Source organism: Streptomyces sp. NEAU-YJ-81 (genome assembly GCF_017592595.1).
Classification (GTDB): Bacteria; Actinomycetota; Actinomycetes; order Streptomycetales; family Streptomycetaceae; genus Streptomyces; species Streptomyces hygroscopicus_B.
On sequence record NZ_JAGFNO010000008.1, the window covers coordinates 43,826 to 64,321 of the forward strand.

The 20,496-nt window shown below is 70.8% G+C and carries 15 protein-coding genes and 4 pseudogenes; 9 read left to right on the forward strand and 10 right to left on the reverse strand.

Annotated features, from left to right (window positions below):
- Nucleotides 1–610: 610 nt before the first annotated feature.
- Nucleotides 611–865, forward strand: coding sequence for a hypothetical protein (locus J5X86_RS19620; protein ID WP_044570451.1), 255 nt, complete (start codon nucleotides 611–613; stop codon nucleotides 863–865).
- 331 nt (nucleotides 866–1,196) lie between these two features.
- Here the strand turns inward: J5X86_RS19620 and J5X86_RS19625 are convergent, their stop codons facing one another.
- The 7 genes and pseudogenes from J5X86_RS19625 to J5X86_RS19655 form a co-directional block, all read right to left on the reverse strand.
- Nucleotides 1,197–1,820: a TetR/AcrR family transcriptional regulator gene (locus J5X86_RS19625; RefSeq protein ID WP_208518080.1), complete on the reverse strand. Its 624-nt coding sequence runs from the start codon at nucleotides 1,818–1,820 to the stop codon at nucleotides 1,197–1,199.
- 590 nt (nucleotides 1,821–2,410) lie between these two features.
- Entirely contained in the window at nucleotides 2,411–4,120 is a 1,710-nt protein-coding gene (locus J5X86_RS19630) for an MDR family MFS transporter (protein WP_208518283.1), read from the reverse strand.
- 240 nt (nucleotides 4,121–4,360) lie between these two features.
- Nucleotides 4,361–5,038 carry a DUF3159 domain-containing protein gene (locus J5X86_RS19635; protein ID WP_208518081.1) on the reverse strand — a complete coding sequence of 226 codons (678 nt, stop codon included), beginning with the start codon at nucleotides 5,036–5,038 and terminating at the stop codon, nucleotides 4,361–4,363.
- Between the two features lie 592 nt (nucleotides 5,039–5,630).
- Nucleotides 5,631–6,479 (reverse strand): MerR family transcriptional regulator, encoded by an 849-nt coding sequence (locus J5X86_RS19640; protein ID WP_208518082.1) that lies wholly within the window; start codon nucleotides 6,477–6,479, stop codon nucleotides 5,631–5,633.
- A gap of 133 nt (nucleotides 6,480–6,612) precedes the next feature.
- Complete coding sequence (locus J5X86_RS19645) at nucleotides 6,613–7,848, reverse strand: peptide synthetase (protein ID WP_243980870.1); 1,236 nt, start codon at nucleotides 7,846–7,848, stop codon at nucleotides 6,613–6,615.
- Nucleotides 7,849–7,938: 90 nt separating this feature from the next.
- Nucleotides 7,939–9,401: pseudogene (locus J5X86_RS52490) on the reverse strand (alpha/beta hydrolase family protein).
- A 540-nt stretch (nucleotides 9,402–9,941) separates the two neighbouring features.
- The gene (locus J5X86_RS19655) at nucleotides 9,942–10,562 is read right to left on the reverse strand and encodes a TetR/AcrR family transcriptional regulator (protein WP_208518084.1); all 621 of its coding nucleotides are present in this window, start codon (nucleotides 10,560–10,562) and stop codon (nucleotides 9,942–9,944) included.
- Nucleotides 10,563–10,700: 138 nt separating this feature from the next.
- On the opposite strand from J5X86_RS19655, the pseudogene J5X86_RS50805 reads away from it, so the two are divergent.
- Nucleotides 10,701–11,057 (forward strand): annotated as a pseudogene (locus J5X86_RS50805) (chitinase); the annotation flags it as partial.
- 241 nt (nucleotides 11,058–11,298) lie between these two features.
- Here the strand turns inward: J5X86_RS50805 and J5X86_RS52880 are convergent.
- On the reverse strand, nucleotides 11,299–12,531 hold the full coding sequence (locus tag J5X86_RS52880; RefSeq protein WP_374229271.1) for a polyprenyl synthetase family protein: 1,233 nt from the start codon (nucleotides 12,529–12,531) through the stop codon (nucleotides 11,299–11,301).
- Between the two features lie 350 nt (nucleotides 12,532–12,881).
- Between J5X86_RS52880 and J5X86_RS50810 the strand changes: the two are divergent.
- The 4 genes and pseudogenes from J5X86_RS50810 to J5X86_RS19675 all read left to right on the forward strand — a co-directional run.
- Nucleotides 12,882–12,965 (forward strand): annotated as a pseudogene (locus J5X86_RS50810) (hypothetical protein); the annotation flags it as partial.
- Nucleotides 12,966–13,074: 109 nt separating this feature from the next.
- Complete coding sequence (locus J5X86_RS50815) at nucleotides 13,075–13,218, forward strand: hypothetical protein (protein WP_243980998.1); 144 nt, start codon at nucleotides 13,075–13,077, stop codon at nucleotides 13,216–13,218.
- 107 nt (nucleotides 13,219–13,325) lie between these two features.
- Complete coding sequence (locus J5X86_RS19670; RefSeq protein ID WP_243980908.1) at nucleotides 13,326–14,294, forward strand: SDR family oxidoreductase; 969 nt, start codon at nucleotides 13,326–13,328, stop codon at nucleotides 14,292–14,294.
- 212 nt (nucleotides 14,295–14,506) lie between these two features.
- A pseudogene (locus J5X86_RS19675) lies at nucleotides 14,507–14,722 on the forward strand (type II toxin-antitoxin system Phd/YefM family antitoxin); the annotation flags it as partial.
- Between the two features lie 27 nt (nucleotides 14,723–14,749).
- On the opposite strand, the gene J5X86_RS19680 reads toward J5X86_RS19675, so the two are convergent.
- Together J5X86_RS19680 and otnK are read right to left on the reverse strand one after the other, a co-directional pair.
- Nucleotides 14,750–15,388 carry a class II aldolase/adducin family protein gene (locus J5X86_RS19680; protein WP_208518085.1) on the reverse strand — a complete coding sequence of 213 codons (639 nt, stop codon included), beginning with the start codon at nucleotides 15,386–15,388 and terminating at the stop codon, nucleotides 14,750–14,752.
- Nucleotides 15,385–16,680, reverse strand: coding sequence for a 3-oxo-tetronate kinase (otnK, locus tag J5X86_RS19685; protein WP_208518086.1), 1,296 nt, complete (start codon nucleotides 16,678–16,680; stop codon nucleotides 15,385–15,387). The genes J5X86_RS19680 and otnK overlap by 4 nt, the downstream gene beginning before the upstream one ends.
- Nucleotides 16,681–16,818: 138 nt before the next feature.
- On the opposite strand from otnK, the gene J5X86_RS19690 reads away from it, so the two are divergent.
- From J5X86_RS19690 to J5X86_RS19700, 3 genes are all read left to right on the forward strand, one after another.
- The gene (locus J5X86_RS19690; RefSeq protein ID WP_208518087.1) at nucleotides 16,819–18,231 is read left to right on the forward strand and encodes a homoserine dehydrogenase; all 1,413 of its coding nucleotides are present in this window, start codon (nucleotides 16,819–16,821) and stop codon (nucleotides 18,229–18,231) included.
- Nucleotides 18,228–19,580 (forward strand): gluconate:H+ symporter, encoded by a 1,353-nt coding sequence (locus tag J5X86_RS19695; protein ID WP_208518088.1) that lies wholly within the window; start codon nucleotides 18,228–18,230, stop codon nucleotides 19,578–19,580. The genes J5X86_RS19690 and J5X86_RS19695 overlap by 4 nt, the downstream gene beginning before the upstream one ends.
- 66 nt (nucleotides 19,581–19,646) lie before the next feature.
- A complete protein-coding gene (locus tag J5X86_RS19700) occupies nucleotides 19,647–20,474 on the forward strand; it encodes a DeoR/GlpR family DNA-binding transcription regulator (protein ID WP_208518285.1) in 828 nt (275 codons plus the stop codon).
- Nucleotides 20,475–20,496: the final 22 nt, after the last annotated feature.

Genomic DNA, 20,496 nt, shown 5'->3' on the forward strand with positions numbered 1-20,496 from the left:
CGGCTGGCAGCGCACGGCGGGAGCGGCGGCGATGCGCAGCGCGTAACCCGGCCTCGCCGTACGGTCACGCCCTGGTCGAGCGCGGCCCGCTCGGCGTCGTCGGGCTCGGTCGCGCGGAGGAGTTCGGCGAGCTTGCCCGGCATGTCGAGGGTGACCGACTGCTCCGGGGCCGAGGTGGCCTCGTGGTCGGCCGCGGTGTGGTCGGGAAGGTTGGGTGTGACGGCTCTCGGATGCCAGGCCACTTGGCCGAGGACGACTACCCGCGCATCGAGCAGTCCCTTGGCAGTGACGCGTCGTGTGGGAATCAAGTCCCACTGGCAGCCGGTGCGGCCCTGGTGGAGGGGTGCGTTGACGATCTCCCGCATCTCCTACCGGCCCTGGTGGCCGCTGACCAAGGAGTGCGGGGCCTGCCATGCGGCGATCTTGCTATGACTCAGGTCACTCCCCCAAGGGGGACCGTTGACGACACTAAATGTCATAATGGCAGTTAGTGCCGGGGCTGTGTGGGGGCAGCATGTCGATCAAGACGCGTTGCGAGCCGCGGAGCAACCACGCACCGGATCCCTGGTGCCCTACCTGATGAACAGTGCAGCGCACAGAAGGAGAACTTATGAAGTCGTGGCGTTCCCGCATCACCGCCGGCCTCGTCGTCGGTGCCGCAGCGATCGCAATCCCGCTGACCGCCACCAGTGCTGTCGCCAGTCCCCCGCCCGGCAGTGGCTGGCACGTGGCTGGTGGTATGACGTATGACTCGAAGGGGCAGTGCGAGGCTGAGGAGCTGTCGAACGCCCAGCACAACGGGTATGACGAGGTGTGGTGCGACGGTCCGGGTGGTCGCGCCGAGTACACCGTCTGGGTGCGCTGACCACTTCCCAAGGCGCAGAACAGTCGGCCGCCCTGGCGCGCTGCGCCGGGGCGGCCCGGCTCCCCGATGTCTCACCATCCGCCCCGGTCCATCCGCTGCCGCTTGGGCCGCAGGCCCGTGGGTGGGAGGTGCCCCGGCCGGCGAGCAGCGCTGATCCTCGTCACCGAGCGGTACCAGTACCACGAGCCGGTCTCGCCGGTCCTCCAAAAGGACCGGCGAGACCGGCTCGCGTCGTGGAGTCACCGGACCGGGCGTAGCGCCGTCGTCAGGGCTCCTGCTGCCAGGGCAGGTATCCCGACCCGTTGTACCGTCCGCGGCGTGTCGTGGTCGCTCAGGCGGTGACGGGATCTCCCACGGCTCCGCCGGTGGCCGTGCGTACCGCTCGTGCGATCCGGGCAGGCGCGTCGGCGAAGTCCCGGGGATCGGTGCCCTCCAGGATGGCGGCGCCGATGTGCTCGTTGAGGACCCGCAGCGCGGCCGAGGCCGCAGCGGCGTGCAGGCGTACGTCGAGGTCCTCGGCCGGAAGTCCGAGTCGCTCCGCGATGATCTCGGCCATCTCGCGCTCTACTTGGTCGCATGCCATCAGCCAGGCCGTACGGATGGCCGGCTCCGTGTCGGCCAGCCGGATCATCTTGATCGCGAGCTCGGTGTCCATCCGCTCCACGTCACTGGCCTCACGACCGAACTTGCTGCTCTCCGCGGCGAAGTGCACTTCCAGCGAGAGCTGCGGAGGCCAGCTGCGCAGCGTGGACATCTCCCACTCCACGCCCCGCATCACGATTGGCTCGGCGCAGCTCTCCTTGCTGCGGAAGTGGCGCCAGATGGTGCGCGTCGACAGGCCCACGGCCTCGGCGATCTGGTCTCCGCTGGTCGCGTCGACGCCCTGCGCCCAGAAGAGCCGGGACGCTTCCCGTGAGACATCCAGACGCAGGCGGTGGCGCCGCTGATCACTCATGCCGCCACGTCCTTTGGTCGGTGCCGTACCGGCCATCCCTTTGCTCCTTGCTCCCGACTGCAAGTGAAAGGATGGCATTTAGTGACGCCGCTGACCAGTCAGTGAATACGACGGAGCTGGTCCTCGCGACGGGTCTTGCTCGACGGCTCCGGTGTCCATGGCAAGGGGCGGGGTCCACACCACGGGGGCCGCGAAGCTGCGGGCCGGCCTGCCGTCCGACCGGCCCGTCGCCGGGAGCCCGCGGGTGGGTAGTACGGGGCCGACCACGACGTGGGCGTCACCTGGCCCCGGGGCGCTCTCCCTCGTCGGCATGGCCGTACGGACGACCAAGGCCCCCGGGGCGCTCCCTCATCGTCGGCCGTCCTGACGACCGAGAGCGAACCCTGGACGGATGAGTCCGATGCGCGGCAACCTCGACGCGTTCGTGGAGCGGGTCTTCCACTGAGACCGACAGGGGCTCCACGGCCATCGTCGCCGAGCCCCTGTCCACTCCTTGAACCACCGTCAGGAAGGCGATACGGCTGCTCGCAACGGACACGGACTTCTGGTTCGACAACCACTGGATCGTGGACTGCACACCAGCCAGCCGATCACGAAGGGTGCCCGGGACGATCCACCGTCCCGGCCACCCTGCTGTTCCGGCCTCGTTCGTTACGGCCGCCGCCCGGACCGGACGGAACCGACCCCTGGCCGCAGGGCTCCTCCACCCCCCTGGTCGACCCCTCGGCGACGTCGGCACGGGGCGTGTCGGCGGGGGCCGAGAGGGCGCGGCCGCCGGTGGCGATGGCGCTCTCCTCGGCGAGTCGCTCCGTGCTGGTGGTTGTCTTGAGCGGCTTCTCCTCGATGAACAGAACGGCGATCAGCGCCAGCAGGGCGAACGGGGTGGCCCAGAGGAAGAGTTCGGCGGTGGCGGTGCCGTAGGCGTTCTCCACGAGCGCGCGCAAGGGGGCGGGCAGGGTCGTCGGGTCGGGGACACCGTGCCCGGCTGCGCCTCCCGGCGTGTCACCTCCCGCCGCGCGGCCGGCGGACAGTTCGGTGGCGACGCGGTGGGCGAGGACCGCCCCGAGGACGCTGGTGCCCACGGTCCCGCCCATGCTGCGCGAGAAGGACAGGACGGAGGTGGCGCTGCCCAGAGTGTTGGCGGGCACGTCGTTCTGCGCGGCGAGGACAAGGTTCTGCATCAGCATGCCGACGCCGGTCCCCAGGACGGCCATGTAGACGCTCAGCACAAAGAAGGGCGTGTGGGATCCGATGGTGGACAGCAGGGCGAGGCCGGCGGTCATGAGGACGGTGCCTGCCACGAGGTACCGCTTCCACCTGCCGGTCGCACTGATCCGGTGTCCGGCGAACGTGGAGGCGGTGAGCGATCCCAGGATCAGCGGCAGGCTCATCAGACCGGCGGTCGTGGGCGACTTGCCCATGGCCACCTGGAAGAACTGTGAGAGGAAGACGGTGCCGCCGAAGAGGCCGACACCGGCCAGCAGGGAGGCCAGGCTGGTCAGCGCCACAGTGCGGATGCGGAAGATGCTCAGCGGGATGATCGGCTCGGCGGCCCGGGACTCGACCCGGACGGCAGCCGCCAGCAGCAGCGTTCCGCCACCGACCAGGGCGGCCGTCTGCCAGGAGAACCAGTCGAACGTGCTGCCCGCCATCGAGACCCAGATGAGCAGTGGGCTGACACCGGCGACGATCAGGAAGGCGCCGAGCCAGTCGATTTTCACATCGCGGCGGACGTGCGGAAGGTGCAGTGTGCGCTGCAGCAGCGCGATGGCAAGGAGCGCGAACGGCACGCCGATGAAGAAGCACCACCGCCAGCCGAGCCAGGAGGTGTCCACCAGGAGGCCGCCGATCAGCGGGCCGGCCACGGTGGCGCCGGAGAAGACGGCGCCGAAGACGCCGGAGTACCTGCCCAGCTTCCGCGGGGGGATGACGGCCGCCATCACGACCTGCGTCAGTGCCGTGAGTCCGCCTGCCCCCAGGCCCTGCACCACCCGGCTGAAGATCAGCATGCCGGCACCTTGGGAGAATCCGGCCACGAGCGAGCCGACCACGAACAGTCCCAGCGATATCTGGAGGAGCACCTTCTTGCTGTAGAGGTCGGACAGTTTGCCCCACAAGGGAACGGTGGCCGTCATGGCCAGCAGCTCCGCGATGATCACCCAGGTGTACGAGGATTGGCTCGCCCCCAGCTCGGCGGTGATCCGGGGCAGCGCGTTGGCCACCACGGTTCCGGCGAGGATGGCGACGAACAAGCCAGCCACCAGTCCGGAGACCGCCTGAAGTACCTGCCGGGGCGGCATCGTCGCCGCTTCCGGCTTCGTCGCGGGTGAACCGTCGGTCGTCACTGAGTCTTCCCTGGCCTGTGTCACACCCGGCGAACGGTGGATCCGGCGGCGTCGTCGCTCACTCATCCCAGGTCCGATGCGATTGCGCACCTGCATGGGGTCACCTCGTCATCTATCCGTGGGAACAAACGCCACTTGTGCCGGACGGGCCGTGGGGGCCCGTCCGGCACGGACTGGGAGCGGAGAGGGCGTCGGTCAGGTGCGCTTGGCGGGCAGCAGTCCTGCGGCCTTCAGTCGCTTGTCGGAAGCCCGGGCGGCCCAGGCGACGGCCAGGAAGCCGACGGCGAGGAGCGGGTAGCCCATGGCGATCTTGGCGAAGCCCAGCGAGCCGACCTCGTCGGCCTGGTAGAGGTATTGCTGGACGGCGAACCGGGCGCCGAAGATGGTGGCCAGCACCAGGGTGGCGATGTCGTAGTAGAGCCGCGAGCGCTTGTCCGCCCGCCAGACGGTGCCCTTGCCGGTCGCCGAGTTCCAGATCAGGCCGGCCAGGGGCCAGCGCAGTACCACGGAGAGGGCGAAGGCGACGGCGCCGACCAGGCTCAGCCAGATGCCGATGAGGAAGAAGTCCTTGGCGGATCCCGTGTACCAGGAGATGCCGGCGGCGACCGCCACGCCGAACACGCCGCCGAGCGCGGGCTGGAGCGACTCCTTGCGCGCCAGCCGCTCCACCGCGATGCCCAAGGCGACGAGCAGGGCGGCGAGGATGCCCACCTTGAGTCCGCCGACGTTGTTGGCGACGACGAACACCACGGCGGGCAGCGCCGAGAAGATGACCCCCTTGATGCCGCCCGCCTGCTCGAGCGCCGACTTCTGCTTCCGTCGGCCTGCCGTCTGCACGTCGGTCGCCGACTCCTGGGGCCTGGTGGTCTGCATGGTGATCAGCTCTTCCGGGTTTATCTGGGAGGACGGGGTGTCACTAAATGCCATTCTGGCGGTAAGTGACGCGAGAAACCAATGCGTGTGCCGTGATCTGGGTCACACTCGACGAAGCCCCTGGTCAGCGAGTCGCCCGTCGTTACCTACGGCGGCGCGGTCCGTACGGCGGTTCGGCGATCGCCGTCGACCTGTCCCGGATTGGCCGGCTCGCTCAGTTCCGATGTCCGACGACCCGCGTGAGTGCGCCACGGACGACGGTGAGGGTCAGGCGCCCGGCGGTGCGTCGGCGCCGCTCCGGCCGCTACGCCCGGACGCGGCGGCAGCCGATCACGGGCTCCATCGATTGATTGACCCCATCTCAGGGCTCTGACCCGCACCGGCATTGATCAGCTAACGTCCGAGGGCACACGTGCCGGCGGTACGTGACGCCCTGATGAGCCCGCGGCGCCTCTCGCGGCTACGGTCCGGACCGGAGGCTGGCTCAGCTTCCGCATCCCAGGCCAACGGCTCAGCATGTGGAACAGATGTGGGACGCGTACCACGCCGGTCGGCTTGGCACGGTGGTTGCCGCGCTTCCTGCGCTTCCCCGCTATGGCCTGGGGCCATCCGACTCAGACGCGTGTACCAGCGATGCATATACGCACATCGCTACGTGCAGGGAATCTACGCCGTGTCGATCGACGCCCTCCGCGCCGGCCGGGTGGGGTGGATCCGGTGCTGCGTGGAGAAGCGGTTGCAGGCGGCGGAGGACGTCGAGCTGGGCGGGGTTGTAAAGGTCCTCGATGGCCTTGCCGATCGTCTGCGCGGCGAAGTGCGCGCCGCCCGGGGCGTCGGCGTGGGCGTTCCGCAGCCCGGGGTGCTCCGCGTGGAGCGCGCGGACGTAAGGGGCAGTGCGCTCGGCCAGATCCTGCCGGGTCTGTTCGTCGGCGTCGGCGGGCAGGGCGGCGAACTCCGATGCCAAGGGATAGGTGGGACGGCTTCGCAGCAGCTCGGAGTAGGCCCGCAAACCCTGTGGGCCGAGGATTCGGGTCATGACGACGATGAATGAGCGGTCGACGTCGGACAGTTGCGCTTCTGCGGCGGCCGGGGCGAACTCGGATGGCAGGTCGGTCGTCGCGGCTTGGCGCAGGATGAGGCCGAGCTCGATGCGAGCCTGTCGGAGTCGTTCGATGGTGGTGGCGAGTTCGGTGTCGAGAGCGCGCAGGGCTTCCTCGGGTTGGTCGTCGGAGTCGCCCATTGCGGCGATCTGGGACAGGGAGAACCCGAAGTCGGTCAGGCGTTTGATGCGCAGCACCCGGATGAGGTGAGCGACGCCGTACTGCTTGTAGCCGTTGGCGCGTCGCTCTGGCTCCTCGAGCAGACCGACCTCGTGGTAATGGCGTACCGCCCGCAGGGTCGTGCCTGCGATCTCGGCGATCTCGCGGGTGCTCCAGGCCATTGATCGTTCCCGTGTTTCGAAAGCGGCTCCGTCGACGCGGTCACGCCGACGGGGAGGGTGTCGCGCTTGAGCCGCCCTGAAAGGAGTGTCAGCGGGCGTAATCAGCGCGCGGAAGGCGAGCGGGTGGACACACTCATGCGCGAGGTGGCTCGGCGCAGGCTTCGGCCAGTACGGCGCCCATCTCCGGGACGAGTCCGGCGACGGGGGTGTGAGTCAGCTCCGTCATCCGGAGCCGCCCGCCGACGGTGACGACACCCAGAACGTGTTCGCCTCGCAACTGGGTGATCTGCGCCGGGCCCCACAGCGCGGTGAGCGCGTTCCCGCTCCGCCGACTCGGGTGCGCGACCCCGAGGTTGGTGATCTGAATGTCGGCCGCGGTGGCGGCGGCCATCATCGCCTCGGCGTCGTCGCCGCTCGATGGGGAGTGTTCCGCGAGAGCCGCGGAACCGGCCTTGAGCGCGTTCGGTGTGCGCTGACGGGAGAGCGAGGCGCGGGAGTGACGAGCAAGCGTCCAGAAGTCGTGCGCGTCGTGCGCGTCGCTCCCCGTCCGGGCGCCCATGAACCGGACCACCACTTCGTCGGGCAGATCGACCGCACGGCGCAGGTCCACCGGGCTCAGGACCCGCACGAACTCGCGCCCTCGTCGGTGGAGTACCACCGTGGCGGCGGCGCACAGCGCGGCATGCACGGAAGTGCGCTCAAGACGACACCGACGGACAAGGCGCGTGGTCAGTCCCTGATCCAGGGCAAGAGCGTCGACGTGCGGGGTGTGCCCGGAGAAAGGCGTGAGCTCGCCGACGGCGTTCATGCGCGCGTCCTCCTCCGCGGGCGCGCTGGTCGTCGCGTCGCCGGTGTCCGCCGCCCCGTTGACGTGGGCGAGGAGTTCCTCCTGCGCTTGTGGGACGGTGCCCGGCGGCAGCTCCTCACCGCCCAGGGCCGCCACCAGGTCCAGCAGGGCCCGCAGGCCGCCGACGCCATCGGCGATCTGGTGGGCGAACGTGAGCACGACTACGCACCCCGACTCCCGTGGGATGAGCGTGGCCCGTGCCAGGGGCCCTGGCGTCGGGGGTATCGGCCGCGTCTGCTCGACGGCGACGACGGATTGCCACGGAGTGCCGTGGGCGGCTACCTCAACGGGGATCGCGCCTTCGGAAACCCGGAACACGGCCTCGGGCGCGCCGTGATCAACCGCGACCCCGAGCAACGGATGCCGATCCTGCAGCGCCGCCAGCGCCGACGCCAGCGTGGTCGCCGATACGCGCCGATTCACCTCGGCGACCAGGGAGAACTGGAGCGGGTTGCGGCGCATGTAGAAGTCGATGGTTCGCTCGCACGCGCCCAGTGTTCGAACGACGTGGCCTCGGCTCATGGTCATCCTTGTGTTGTCTCTTCTCGTCCTGGAGGTCGCCGGGCCCGGAGTCGTGGCGTGGGGGTGCAGGCTCTGGTGCGTCTGTCTTTCTCAGGGGGTGCGGCCGGGGCAGACCGATCCGGCGGGCTGCTGTCCGCCCAGGTGGCGGGCGAGGAAGCGGTCAGCGGTGCGGAACATGTCGATGGTGTTGTCCGGGTTCACGAAGCCATGGCCCTCGTTCTGTTTGACCAGGTACTCGACCTCGACGCCACGGGCGCGGAGTGCGTCGACGATCTGGTCGGACTCGGCCTTGACGACGCGGGGGTCGTTGCCCCCTGGACCACCATCAGCGGTGTGCGGATCTGGTTCGCCCGGCTGATCGGCGAGCGGGCCCACAGCTCCGCCTCCTGCTCCGGGTCGCTTGGATCGCCGGCGTGGAGGTACCAGTTGTTGATCAGGTGCGGCTTAACGAACTCCGGTACGGTGCGCAGGAAGGTGACGAGGTTGGAGATGCCGCAGAAGTCGACGGCCGCGGCGATGACGTCGGGGGTGAAGGTGACGCCGACCAGGCTGGCGTAGCCACCGTAGGAGCCGCCGAAGATCGCGACCCGGTCCCGGTCCGCGTACCCCTTCCGGACGGCCCAGTCGACCGCGTCGATGAGGTCGTCGTGCATCTTCCCGGCCAGCTCCCCGATGCCCGCCTTGACGAACGCCTTGCCGTAACCGGTCGAGCCGCGGAAGTTGACCTGAAGCACCGCGTAGCCGCGGTTGGCCAGTAACTGCACCACGGGGTTGAACCCCCAGCCATCGCGGTACCACGGTCCGCCGTGCACCAGCAGCACCAGCGGCAGCCCGGCCGGCTCGGCCCCCGTGGGCAGGGTCAGATACGAGGGGAGGGCCAGTCCGTCGCGTGCGAGGACCGTGACCGGTGTCATGGGGGCGAGGACCTCGGGACCCAGATGCGGATACGGCCTGAACAGCAGCCGGCTCTCGCCCGTGGAGTGGTCGTAGTAATAGGTGACACCGGGGTCGCGGTCATGGGTGAAGGCGACCACCCACCGCTGCCCGCTCACGTCGGACGACAGGGTGGACAGGTCGCCGTCGGACAGCTTCTCCAGGTTCTCCAGCACCGCGCCGAAGCGCGGGTCCAGCGGGTGGATCACCTGCCGCTCGCCGAGGTAGCGCACCCCGAGCAGCTCTCCGGTCCGCCGGTCGCGGATGAGCGGCGACGGCAGCGACGGGGAAACGGTGGAACGTGTGTCGAGGTCGAAGAACGGGTGGCTGTCGACCGGGGTCTCCTCGCCCGTGACCAGGTCGAGCCTCGCCAGCCGGGTCAGGTCGCTGTCCCGGTTGGAGCCGATCCACGCACCGGTACCGTCCGGGGTGAGCTGGAACGGCTGGACGCCCAGCGGGTAGTCGGCGCCGTCGAACGTGGTGACCGGGCACAGTGTCCCCGTCCCGGCCTCCCACCGCGCCAGCTCGATGTCACCGTCAACCGTCCAGCTATGGGCGTACAGCTCCCCGTCAGGCGTGCACAGCCACCCGGCGACCTGGCCGGGGTTCTCGGCCAGCATCGTGAGGTCACCAGTGGCGATGTCGAGCTCGAAGAGGTCGAACTCCGTGAGCTTCCTGCGGTTCAGACTCAGGATCGCCTTGCCCGGCCGCCTGACCTGCGGTTCGAAGCCTATGATCTTGGCACCGAGGAAGGGGGTGAGATCGACCGCCTCGGCATCCGGGTTCTCCAAGTCGACCCGGTAGAGGTGCCAGTTCTCATCTCGGTCGCCGTCCTGTTCGTAGAGCAGCCACCGCGGATCGTCGGTCCAGTGGTAGGTATGCACGCTGCGGTTGTCGTCGGCGGTGACACAGCGCGCCTCCTCATCCAAATCGACGCTCTCCACCCAGACGTTCAGTCGTTCCCGCCACGGCGCCAGGTAGGCGATCCTGGTGCCGTCGGGCGAGATCGAGGCCCCGGTACGGACGGGCGCGCTGAAGAAGTCCTCGACAGCGAGGTGCGCCAACCTCGCGCGGAATGGCGGACATGCGGACACTCCTTCTGGTTTCAGCTCAGCTCAGCTCAGCTCAGTTCGGCGCCGTGCGGTTCAGCGCGGTTCCGTTCAGGCGATGGGGCCGCCGACGACTCCACCGGTGGCTGTGCGGATCGCGTGGGAGATGCGCCGGGCGACGGCCGTCATGTCGGTGAACGGCGTGAGTTCGGCGCCGGTGAGGACGGCGGCGCCGATGTGCGCGTCCAGGACCCGCACGACCGCGGCGGCCGCCGCGGCGTACATGCGCCCCTCCAGATCACCGGCCGGGCGCTCAAGACGGTCACCGATGATCACGCACATCTCGCGTTCCACCTGGTCGTAGGCCATCAGCCAGACGGTGCGGAGCGCCGGCTCGGTGTCGGCGAGCCGAATCATCTTCATCGCGAGCAGGTTGTCGACGGGCGGTGGCTCGTGACTGATCCTGGTCAGTTCCGTCGCCAGATGGTCGTCGAGGGACTTGTGCCGGGGCCAGCTGCGCATCAACGACACCAGGGTGACGACACCCTGCATGATGACCGGTTCCGCGCAGCTCTCCTTGCTGCGGAAGTGCCGCCAGATGGTGCGCGTGGACAGGCCCACCGCCGCCGCGATCTGATCGCCGCTCGTAGCGGCCACCCCCTGCTCCCAGAACAGGCGCGCCGCCTCCCGGGAGATCTCCAGCCGCAGCCGCGCACGCCGCTGCTCGCTCATCCCCCTCCACCGCCCTTCTTCGTCGTCATGGCGCTCCACCCCCTCCCGTTCTGTCATTAAGCGATATCTTGTCACTAAGTGACGCGATCATGCAAGTGTAGACCTGAAGACCTTCGGGTCCGGTGAGGCCGGCTGCGCTACAAAGCCGCCGGCGACACCCTCGGTCTTGATCTGCTGAACAACCCCGCGCTGGTGGAGACCAACTCCGCGGTGGCCTGAAAAGTCGGCCTCTGGTACTGGAACACCCAGACCGGCCCCTGGAACATGACGCCGCCGCACGACGCCACAGCCGGCGGTCCCGGCTTCGGCGAGACAATCCGCTCCATCAACGGCGCCCTGGAATGCGGCGGCGCGAGCCCCGCCCAGGTGCGGAGCCGCATCGATACCCACCAGAAATCCACCCTGAGCAAGGGGACTGGATCCGCCAGGCCGAAGCCGACGCCGACGTCGGCGAACGCGACGACCTGCTCACCACCGCCGAGCGTGGGAAGCTGACCACCCTGCGGAAGAGAATGCCCAGCTCAAGCCGGCGAACGAGGTCCTGCGGACGGCCTCGGCCTTATTCGCGGCCCAGCTCGACCCGACCCGGCCCAGGTGACAGCGCTCCTGGACGAGCACCCGCACCTGGGGTCGAGCCCGTACTCCGGGAACCCGAACGACGCCGCCAGGATGTGGCGACCGATCCCTCTTGAGGTACCGATCCACGAGGTCTCGCGCTGGCTCGGCCACAAGTTGATCAAGACCACCGTAGACATCTACGGTCACCTGGTCCCGAAGCGTGGGACCGTTGTCGGGACGTCATGCAGAACGCCATGCGCCCGGCTGTGACAGGCTCGCAGGCGTCTTCCTCCGCAGCGTGACGTACTGGATGTGCTGGATGAGTTCCGACGGTGCTGGATCGGTGCTGGATGCGATCAGCGTGACCGACGTTTTTGCAGGTGGGAGCACTGCGTTGAACGTTCCGCTTCAATGTGTGAACTCCAGCACGTCGCTGAACCTGGCGAATGCGCAGGTCAGATGGGATGGGATAAGGCAGGTCAGAAGGGCTCGACCCTTCGGGGCGGGCTCTTGGCCTTTCCCGTGCTGGTCGGCTGCTTCTTCCCGCAATGGGCGGCGTACGACGATCTCGCTGCGCGCTGAGTTCGGCGCCCTGCGCCAGGGGCAACCGGGTCTGCCCGCGGCAGAACCGTGTACGCGCTGTCCGGGGGGAATCCGGAGCCGCTCGGCCAGCGAGTTGGAGGGGGCGGGTTTTCCTGGGCGTTTCCCGGGCGGGATGCGGCGTCCGGGGTTCGGACGCGACTGAGATGCGGGTCGCGGGGACACGGCGGGCCGGCTCGGGAACGCCTCGCGCGCCGCTCAGCCCCGACTGACCGAACCGCTCGGCCCGCTCGCGCCCCAACCGGTCGGCGTACCAATCGGCCACGTCCGTGTGCGGCGCGGGTCGGCCGCGCCGCAGCACCGCCCGGTCCATCACGTCGTCGTGGACGAGCGCGCAGGTCTGGAGCAGTTCCAGGGCGCCTCCGATCCGCAGGGCCGCTGCAGCGGACGCCGGGTCCCGGCCGGCGCAGGCCCGCGAGGCCCACCACACCAGCTGCGCGCGCGTGCGCTTGCCGCCCTCCAGAGTGAAGCGGGTCACCCGTTCGGCCAGCTCCTCGGCGAACAGCGGATCCGCCAGTCGAGCGCGGTGCAGGCGCTCCGCCAGCACATGGTCGAGCATCCGGCCGACGGCGCCGGGCACGTCGGCGTCGACCTGGCGCACCTCGGCGGATCCGGTGGGAAGCGGCCCGCTCGCCGCGGGCCACGCCTCCGTTGTGCCATGTCCTGCGCCGCCGTCGACCACCGGCCTGCACAGAGGTGACGCCACGGGCGCCTCCGCCACCGCGACCAGGCGCGGCGGCGCGGTCGCAGGGTGGTTCTTCGCGTGGGTGGGACGCATCCTGGTTCCTTCCGCCGTGTCCGTCGTTCTCATCTCATGTTTGCTTCGGCGCGGACGGCGCGGACGGCGCGGACGGCGCGGACGGCGCGGACGGCGCGGACGGCGCGGACGGATGCGCGAACGCCCCACGCGATCGTGGCGACCACCGCCCCTTCACGGTGCCGTGTCCGGCGCTCGCCGTCAGGAGGTGCTCTGCATCCGCCGGGGTACACAATGTGGAAAACCGGGCCGGGACATCCGGGAACGGGGTCCCGTGGGACATCCGCCACGCGGTGGCACGGCAATCACCCTCGGAGCCCATCACCGTTGTAGGACCCCGCCGCCGCGAGTTCGGAAGCAGACCGAGGAAGGGAGGCGCCGTGCCGGAGACGGACGTGGCCGTTGTGGGGGCGGGCGCTGCCGGGCTGTCGCCGGCCCACCGGCTCGCCGGACGCGTTCCCGGCCTGCGGACGCCGTCCGTGGTGCTGGTGGACGCGCCGCCCGGTCCGCTGCGCCCGCCCCCACGGACCTGGTGCTACTGGGGGCGGACCCGGGCGGTTCGACGCGGCGGTGCAGGCCGAGTGGCGGTGACTGAGGGTGCGTCCGCGCACCGGCTTCCCGGTCGAGGGGGACATCGCCCCGCTGCGGTATCGAACGATCCTCTCCGACGACTTCGAGCGCGCTCTCAGGGCCCTGGCCACGTGGGGGCGGACACCCGCCGTCCGCGGACGGTCGGACTGATCGGCCTCGCGGGACCGGACTGGTCCCGCCGGACCGAACCCGCTCCTGCGCAGACGAGGACGCCGGAACAACCGCAGGGACAGACCCGTCGGCAGGAGAGGCGGACCATGAAGACAAGCGGACGAGGACTCGGCCGCCACGGCATCGCCCGTCGCCCGAGCCCGCACACCGGCGTCTCAGCGCTGCGCGGACGCGTGGCCGTCGTCACCGGAGCCGCCCGCGGCGTCGGCGCGGCCCTCGCCGCCGCGCTGTCCGAGGCCGGAGTACGGGTGGCGCTGCTCGGCCGGGAGGAGGAAAGGCTGCGGGAGGCGGCGGCCGGGCTGCCCGCGCCCACCCTGTGCGTCGAGGCGGACGTCACCGACCCGGCCGCCCTGGACGCCGCCGCACGCGAGGTCGAGGCACGGCTCGGCCCCGCCGACGTCGTCGTGGCCAACGCGGGCATCGCCGTCAGCGGGCCCTTCCGCGACACCGATCCCGGCCTGTGGCGGCGGGTCGTCGACGTCAACCTGACCGGCGCCGCCAACACCGTCAGGGCCTTCCTGCCCCACCTCACCCGCACTCGCGGCTACTTCCTCCAGGTCGCCTCCACCGCCTCGTTCGGCTCCGCGCCCATGATGAGCGCGTACTGCGCCTCCAAGTCGGGCGCGGAGTCCTTCGCCCAGGCCCTGCGCTGCGAGCTCGAACCCGATGGCATCGCCGTCGGCGTCGCCTACCTGCACTGGACCGGCACCGACATGATCGGTGGCATCGATGACAACCCGGTACTGCGGGCCCTGCGCGCACACCAGCCCCGGTTCGCCCGCCGCGTCCAGACCCCGGCGCGGGTGGCCGGCCTGCTCACCGCCGGCATCGTCCGCCGCGCTCCCCGCGTCTACGCGCCGCCCTGGCTGCGCTGGTGCCAGCCGCTGCGCCCGGTCTTCCCCGCCCTCGTCGCCCACATCTCCCGGCGCGAGCTGCGGCGCCGGAGCGGGGCCAAGTTCACCGCCGGCACCGGAGTAATGGGCGCGGGCGGCCGCGCCGACTGGAACGCGCACCGGTCCGCGGCGAGTCCGCGGCCGGGCGGGCAGACAGACTGACCGGCAAGGACGTTCGGATCGAACCGGCCCCGCCGGCCCCGCCGGATCACTCGACCGGATGAACCACCCGTCCGCCCCGGAAGCGGCTTTGGATCACCCGCGTGAGGACGACGACGCGGCAGCCACTCGGCCCGGCCCGCCCGCCATCCGCCGGCGGGCGGCGGCGGCCCGCTCGTCGGCTGTGCCGCCCTGGCCGTGGCAGAGCTGCCGGCGTGCTCGTCTCGGCCGAGGACTATGCGGCGCTGCGCGAGGGCTCGTACCGGCTGCGCTCGCCTGCGAACGCTCGCCGACTGCTCAAGGCGTACGGGAACGCGCTGGGCGACATCAACGTGTCGGAGCGGGAGCTGATCGACCCCGACCAGGCGGCCGAGCCGGTCATCGTCGAGGGGACACGGTGGGCGGCCACCGCGTGTGTCCCTCGCTCGTGATCGAGGGACACAGGCGCGCGGCGGAGATCAGCCGGACCAGGGCGAGCCGTAGCGCCGGGCGAGCGAGCGGACGACGTCGGGGGGCAGGAGCCGGGGTGTGCGATCGCCGAGCAGCAGGAGCAGCGCACTGACCTCCTCGAGCTCGATCGCGGCCGCGACGGCCGCGCTCATGGAGCGGCCGACGGTGATGGGTCCGTGGTTCTCCAGCAGGGCGGCACGGAACGGATAGGACAGCCGGGCCACCGCGTCGGCCTGTGCGGGATCGCCCGGGTCCGCGTACGGGATGAGCGGGGTGGTGCCGACGCGCGTGACGAAGTACGGGGTGAGCGGGGGCACGGCGGAGTGCTCGGACCAGGGCGGCAGACAGCTGACCGCGGTGGCGTGCCGGGAGTGCAGGTGTACCACGGCGGCGGTGTCCGGATCGCGCCGGTAGAACGCCAGGTGCAGCGGGAACTCCTTGGACGGCCGGGGCCCCGCGCGGTGGCTGCCGTCCAGGCCGATGACGCTCAGTGAGGCTTCATCCACCGCTGCCAGGTCGGCGCCGGTCGGGGTGATCAGCACGGTGTCACCGTCGCGGACGCTGAGGTTGCCGGAGGAGCCGGGGCTCAGGCCCAACGCGGCCAGGTGGGCGCCCGCCCGTGCCAGTTCGTCGCGCGGCTCGCTCACGCCAGCTCCTTCCAGGCCGTGGTGAACATCGAACGGGCGCCGAAGTTGCCGGACTTGAGCGCGAGGTCGACCGGGCGGCTGCGGCCGTCCGCGAGCCTGGCCTCGGTGTGCACCCACGGGACACCGGGCGCGATGGGGGCGCCGACGCGCAGCGTGCCGGCGCCGAGCGCGGTGACCACGGCGCCGGAGGTCTCGCCGCCCGCGACCAGCAGGCGGTGTGCCCCGGCGGCGACGAGCTCCACGGCACAGCGGGCCAGGGCCGACTCGATGAGGCCCGCCGCGTCCGGGAGCGCCCCGGCCACGTCCTCGGCGCCGTCGGAGGCGTAGAGCAGTGGGGGCCGGTCGGGGCCGGCGCGCCAGGCGTCACGGGCGAAGGCCACCAGCGCGGTGACGGCGGCGTCCGGATCGGCCCGCAGGGCGGCCAGGTCGAGCTTGCGGTGCGGCAGCCACTCGCGCGCGTGCCGGACCTGATCCCGGGTGGTGGCGGACGCGCTGCCGGAAAGGATCGCACCGGGTCCCGGCCCGGCGGCGGAGCGGGCGCGGGAGGCTGTTCCCTCGTGGGGTCCGGCGAGCCCGAGGGCGAGCCCGGCGGCCCCGGTGACCAGCGGCAGATCGGCCGTGGCGGTGGCGATGGTGCGCAGGTCGTCGTCGGTGATGGCGTCCACGACGCTCAGCGCTTCCCGGGCCGACGGCTCGTGCAGGGCACGGCGTACGGCGTCGGCGCCGGCACGCACGGTGTCGTGGCCGATGAGGTGGACCGGCCGCCGGGTCTGGGGGGCGAGCAGGCGCCCGAGGTGGGCGTCGCGCATCGGGGTCAGCGGATGGTCCCGCATGGAGCTCTCGTCGAGCAGTTCGTCATGGACGAAGAGACGGGCCCGGTAGACGGTGCGGCCGGTGGCGGGGAAGGCGGGCACGACGACCGTGCCGGGGGCGCCCAGCTCGTCGAGGAGCGCGTCCGCGACGGGGCCGATGTTGCCTTCGGGGGTGGAGTCGAAGGTCGAGCAGTACTTGAGGTAGAAGCGCCGGCAACCGGCGGCTCGTAGCGCGTGCAGCGCCGCGAGAGAGTCGGCTACGGCGTCGGCGACCGGTGCGGTGCGTGACTTCAGGGCGACGACGACCGCGTCCGGCTCCTCCTCTTCCGGCCCACCTGGGTTCCCCGTGCCGGGGTCGGCGGTGGAGGCGGCGCCGGGTGGCCCGACGGTGACCACGGTCCTGAATCCGCGGGCCACGAGCATGGTGGCCAGGTCCGTGGCGCCGGTGAAGTCGTCGGCGATGGCCCCCAGGTACGGCATCGACTCTCCCTCGTCGTTCTCCCAGGCCCCAGGCGATCCGCAGGAGCCTTGATGTGAATATATGTTACAAGAGTTGACGCTGAAGTTACATTCTGGCTAGAAATTGTGCGTTGCTCAGGCTCAGTGAGGAGAGCGCGCATGAACCTCCACCACCTGTTCGCCGACAGCGACGGGAGGTCGGTCCGCTACGCCCTGTCGGGAGCGGCCGGCGGCTTCGCCCGTACCCTGCTGGCCCAGACCCGGCTCATCCCCCGGCTGTCCCCCGTCGCACTCTGCGACCTCGACATCGGCCGACTGCGGACCATGTGCCGCCAACTCGGCTACCCGGAGGCCGACCTGGCGGACTGTGCCGACGCGGCCGCGGTCGCGCGGGCCGCCGAGGCGGGACACATCGCCCTCGTCGCCGACCCCGCGCTGCTCGGCACGGCCCGGTGGGACATCCTCGTGGAGGCGACCGGCAATCCCGCACAGGGCTTCCGGATGGCCCGCGAGGCCATCGCGGCCGGCCGTCACGTCGCCATGGTCAGCAAGGAGGTCGACTCCGTCGCCGGCCCACGGCTCGCCGCGCTCGCCGCCGCCCGCGACGTCGTCTACACCACCGCGGACGGCGATCAGCCCGCCAACCTCATCGGCCTGATCACCTGGGCCGAGACACTGGGCCTCGACATCGTCGCCGCCGGCAAGTCCAGCGAGTACGACCTGGTCTTCGATCCGGACCGGTCCACCGTCAGCATGCTGGACACCACGATTGACGCGCCCGCCCTCGCCGGTCTGCTCACCCTCGGCGACGATCCCCGCACCACGCTGGCCGCCCGCGCGGCGGCGGTGGCCGCGCTGCCGACCGGCGCCACAGCCGACTACTGCGAGATGGCCGTGGTGGCCAACAGCACCGGCCATCTGCCCGACACCGAGCTGCTGCACTACCCCGTGGCACGCCCCGCCGAACTGGCCGACGTCTACGCCCTGCGCGAGCACGGCGGCCTGCTGCACCGTCCGGGCGCCGTCGACGTCTTCCGCGCGCTGCGGCTGCCCGGCGAGGCGTCCTTCGCCGGCGGCGTGTTCGTGGTGGTGCGTACCCACGACCCCGAGACCTGGGAGACCCTGCGCGGCAAGGGGCACGTGGTCAGCCGCGACGGCCGCTACGCGGCGATCTACCTGCCGTACCACCTGATGGGCGTGGAGACCCCGGTGACCCTGCTGTCCGCGGTGCTCCAGCACCGGCCGTCCGGCGGCACCGAGCCGCGCCTGCGCGCGGTGCTCGCCGGTCGCGCCCGGCACGCCCTCGCCGCGGGCACCGAGCTGTCCATGGGCGGGCACCACCACGACCTGGCCGGTGTGCAGGCCGTGCTGCTCCGCGGCGAGGACGCACCCGCGGACGCCGCACCCCTGTACCTGGCCGCGGGCTCCCGGCTGACCCGGGACGTGCCCGCGGGCGGGCTGATCACCTTCGCCGACATCGAGGGTTACGACTCCGAGCTGGCCGACGCCTGGTACGCGGGCGCCGCCGGGGACGCGGACTCCTGCGGCACCGGCGGGAAGGCGCGGGTATGAGCGACAACGCACAGCACCTGCTGCTCGCGGGAGCGGCCATCGTCGTCCTGGTGCTGCTGATCACCCAGCTGAAGCTGCACCCGTTCCTGGCGCTGTCGTTCGCGGCACTCGGCCTCGGCTTCGCCAACGGCCTCGGCCCGGACACGGTGATGGACCACTTCGAGACCGGGTTCGGGGACACCCTCGGCGACACCGGCGTCACCATTGGCCTCGGCACCATCCTCGGCGCCATCCTGCTCGGCACCGGCGGCGCGGACCGGATCGCCGACGCCTTCCTCGGCGCCCGGCCGGTGAAGTGGATACCCACCGCCATCACGGCCGCCGCCCTGCTCATCGGCATGCCGCACCTGTTCGACGTCAGCTTCATCATGCTGGTGCCACTGGTGTACGCGGCGGCCAAGCGCACCGGCTCGCACCTGCTGTGGGTCGGGCTGCCGATGGCGGCCGGCCTGTACGTCTCGCACGGCCTGCTGCCCCCGCACCCCTCTCCCACGGCCGCCGTCTCCGCCTTTCACGCGAGCACCGGTCTCACCATCGTCTACGGCCTGTGCATCGGCATTCCCATGGCCGTGGTGACGGGCCCGGTGCTGACCAGAGTCGCCAGCCGGTGGTTCGGGCCCGCCCCCGACCTGGACAACGGGCCGGTGCCGGAAGGCGACGGGGCCGAGGGGAACGGTCGTCCGGCATCCCTGGTCCTGTCGCTGATCACCGTGCTGCTGCCGCCCGTATTGATGCTCATCGGCACCCTCGGCACCAAGAACATCGGCGAGGACAGCGGTGCCTACCCGTTCTTCGAAGCCTGCGACAACCCCATCCTGTCCCTGCTGACCGCCGTGGTCTTCGCCGCCCTCGCACTGGGGCTGCGTTCCGGCTTCCGGGGCCGGGCGCTGCAGAAGATGACCGGCAAGGGGCTGGGCTCGATCGGGGCCATCGTGCTGATCCTGGGCGCCGGCGGCGCGCTGAAGGAGATGCTCTCCGCCACCGGCGTGAACACGGCGATCGTGGACTACACCCACTCCTGGCCCATATCCCCGCTGATCCTCACCTGGACCATCGCCGCCCTGCTGCGGATCTGCCTCGGCTCCGCGACCGTGGCCACCACCGCCGCGGCCGGCATCGCCGCCCCGCTGCTGGCCACCCACCCCGGTCTGTCCCCGGAGTTGATGGTGCTGGCCGCCGCGTCCGGATCGGTCATGCTCTCGCATGTGAACGACTCCGGGTTCTGGCTGTTCAAGGAGTACTTCCAGCTGTCCGTCGGCCAGACCCTGCGCACCTGGACGCTGATGCTTTCGGTGCAGTCCGTCCTTAGTCTGGGCGGCATCCTGCTCCTCAGCACCATGGTCGGTTGAGGTTGGAGGAGGATGGAGGCCGATAGTGGTCCGGAGGACGACCCGCTCGAAACGGAGAACACCGGGATGACCCCCTCGCGTCAGGCGGAGCGTCCGCCGCTCATCCCCGACCAGCGTCGCGAACTGCTGCTCAAGCACCTGCGGCGAGACGGTGTGCTGAGCGTGCAGCAGATCAAGCAGCTGTTCGGCGTCTCGCACATGACGGTACGGCGGGACATCGCGGAACTGGAACAACAGGGCCTGGTGTTCTCCGTGCCGGGCGGCGTGCGGATCGCCAGCCACGTCCCCCACGAGCCGAGCTTCCAGACCAAGTCGCTCACCGAGCAGCGGGAGAAGCGCGCCATGGCGCGCGAGGCCGCCACACTGGTTCGGGACGGCATGACGGTCTACCTCGACGCGGGCACCACGCTCCACGCGCTCGTGCCGCACCTCGCCGAGCACCGCGAACTCACCGTCGTGACCAACGACTTCAACGCCGTCGAGCTGCTGAACGGCGCCCGCCACCTGGAGGTCATCCACATCGGCGGGCTCGTCGAACCGGACAACCGCTCCAGCGTGGGACGGCTGGCCGCGGCCACGGTGGGGCAACTCGTCCTGGACACGGCTTTGATCAGCACCAGCTCATGGGACCTGATCCGAGGGGTCACCACCCCCTCCGAGCAGAAGGTGGAGGTCAAGCAGGCGGCGATGGCGGCGGCCTCGCAGTCGGTTCTGGTGGCAGGGGCGTCGAAGTACGGCACCTTCGGCAAGTACAAGGTCACCTCGCTCCGGTCGTTCGACGTGATCATCACGGACACCGGCCTCACCGAGGCCGCGGCGGAGGGCATCCGCGGGGAGGGCACCGACCTCCGCCTGACCTCCCCAGCACCGGATCCGGACGCGGACGACGCCTGAGCGCCGGTCGCACGGGTACCCG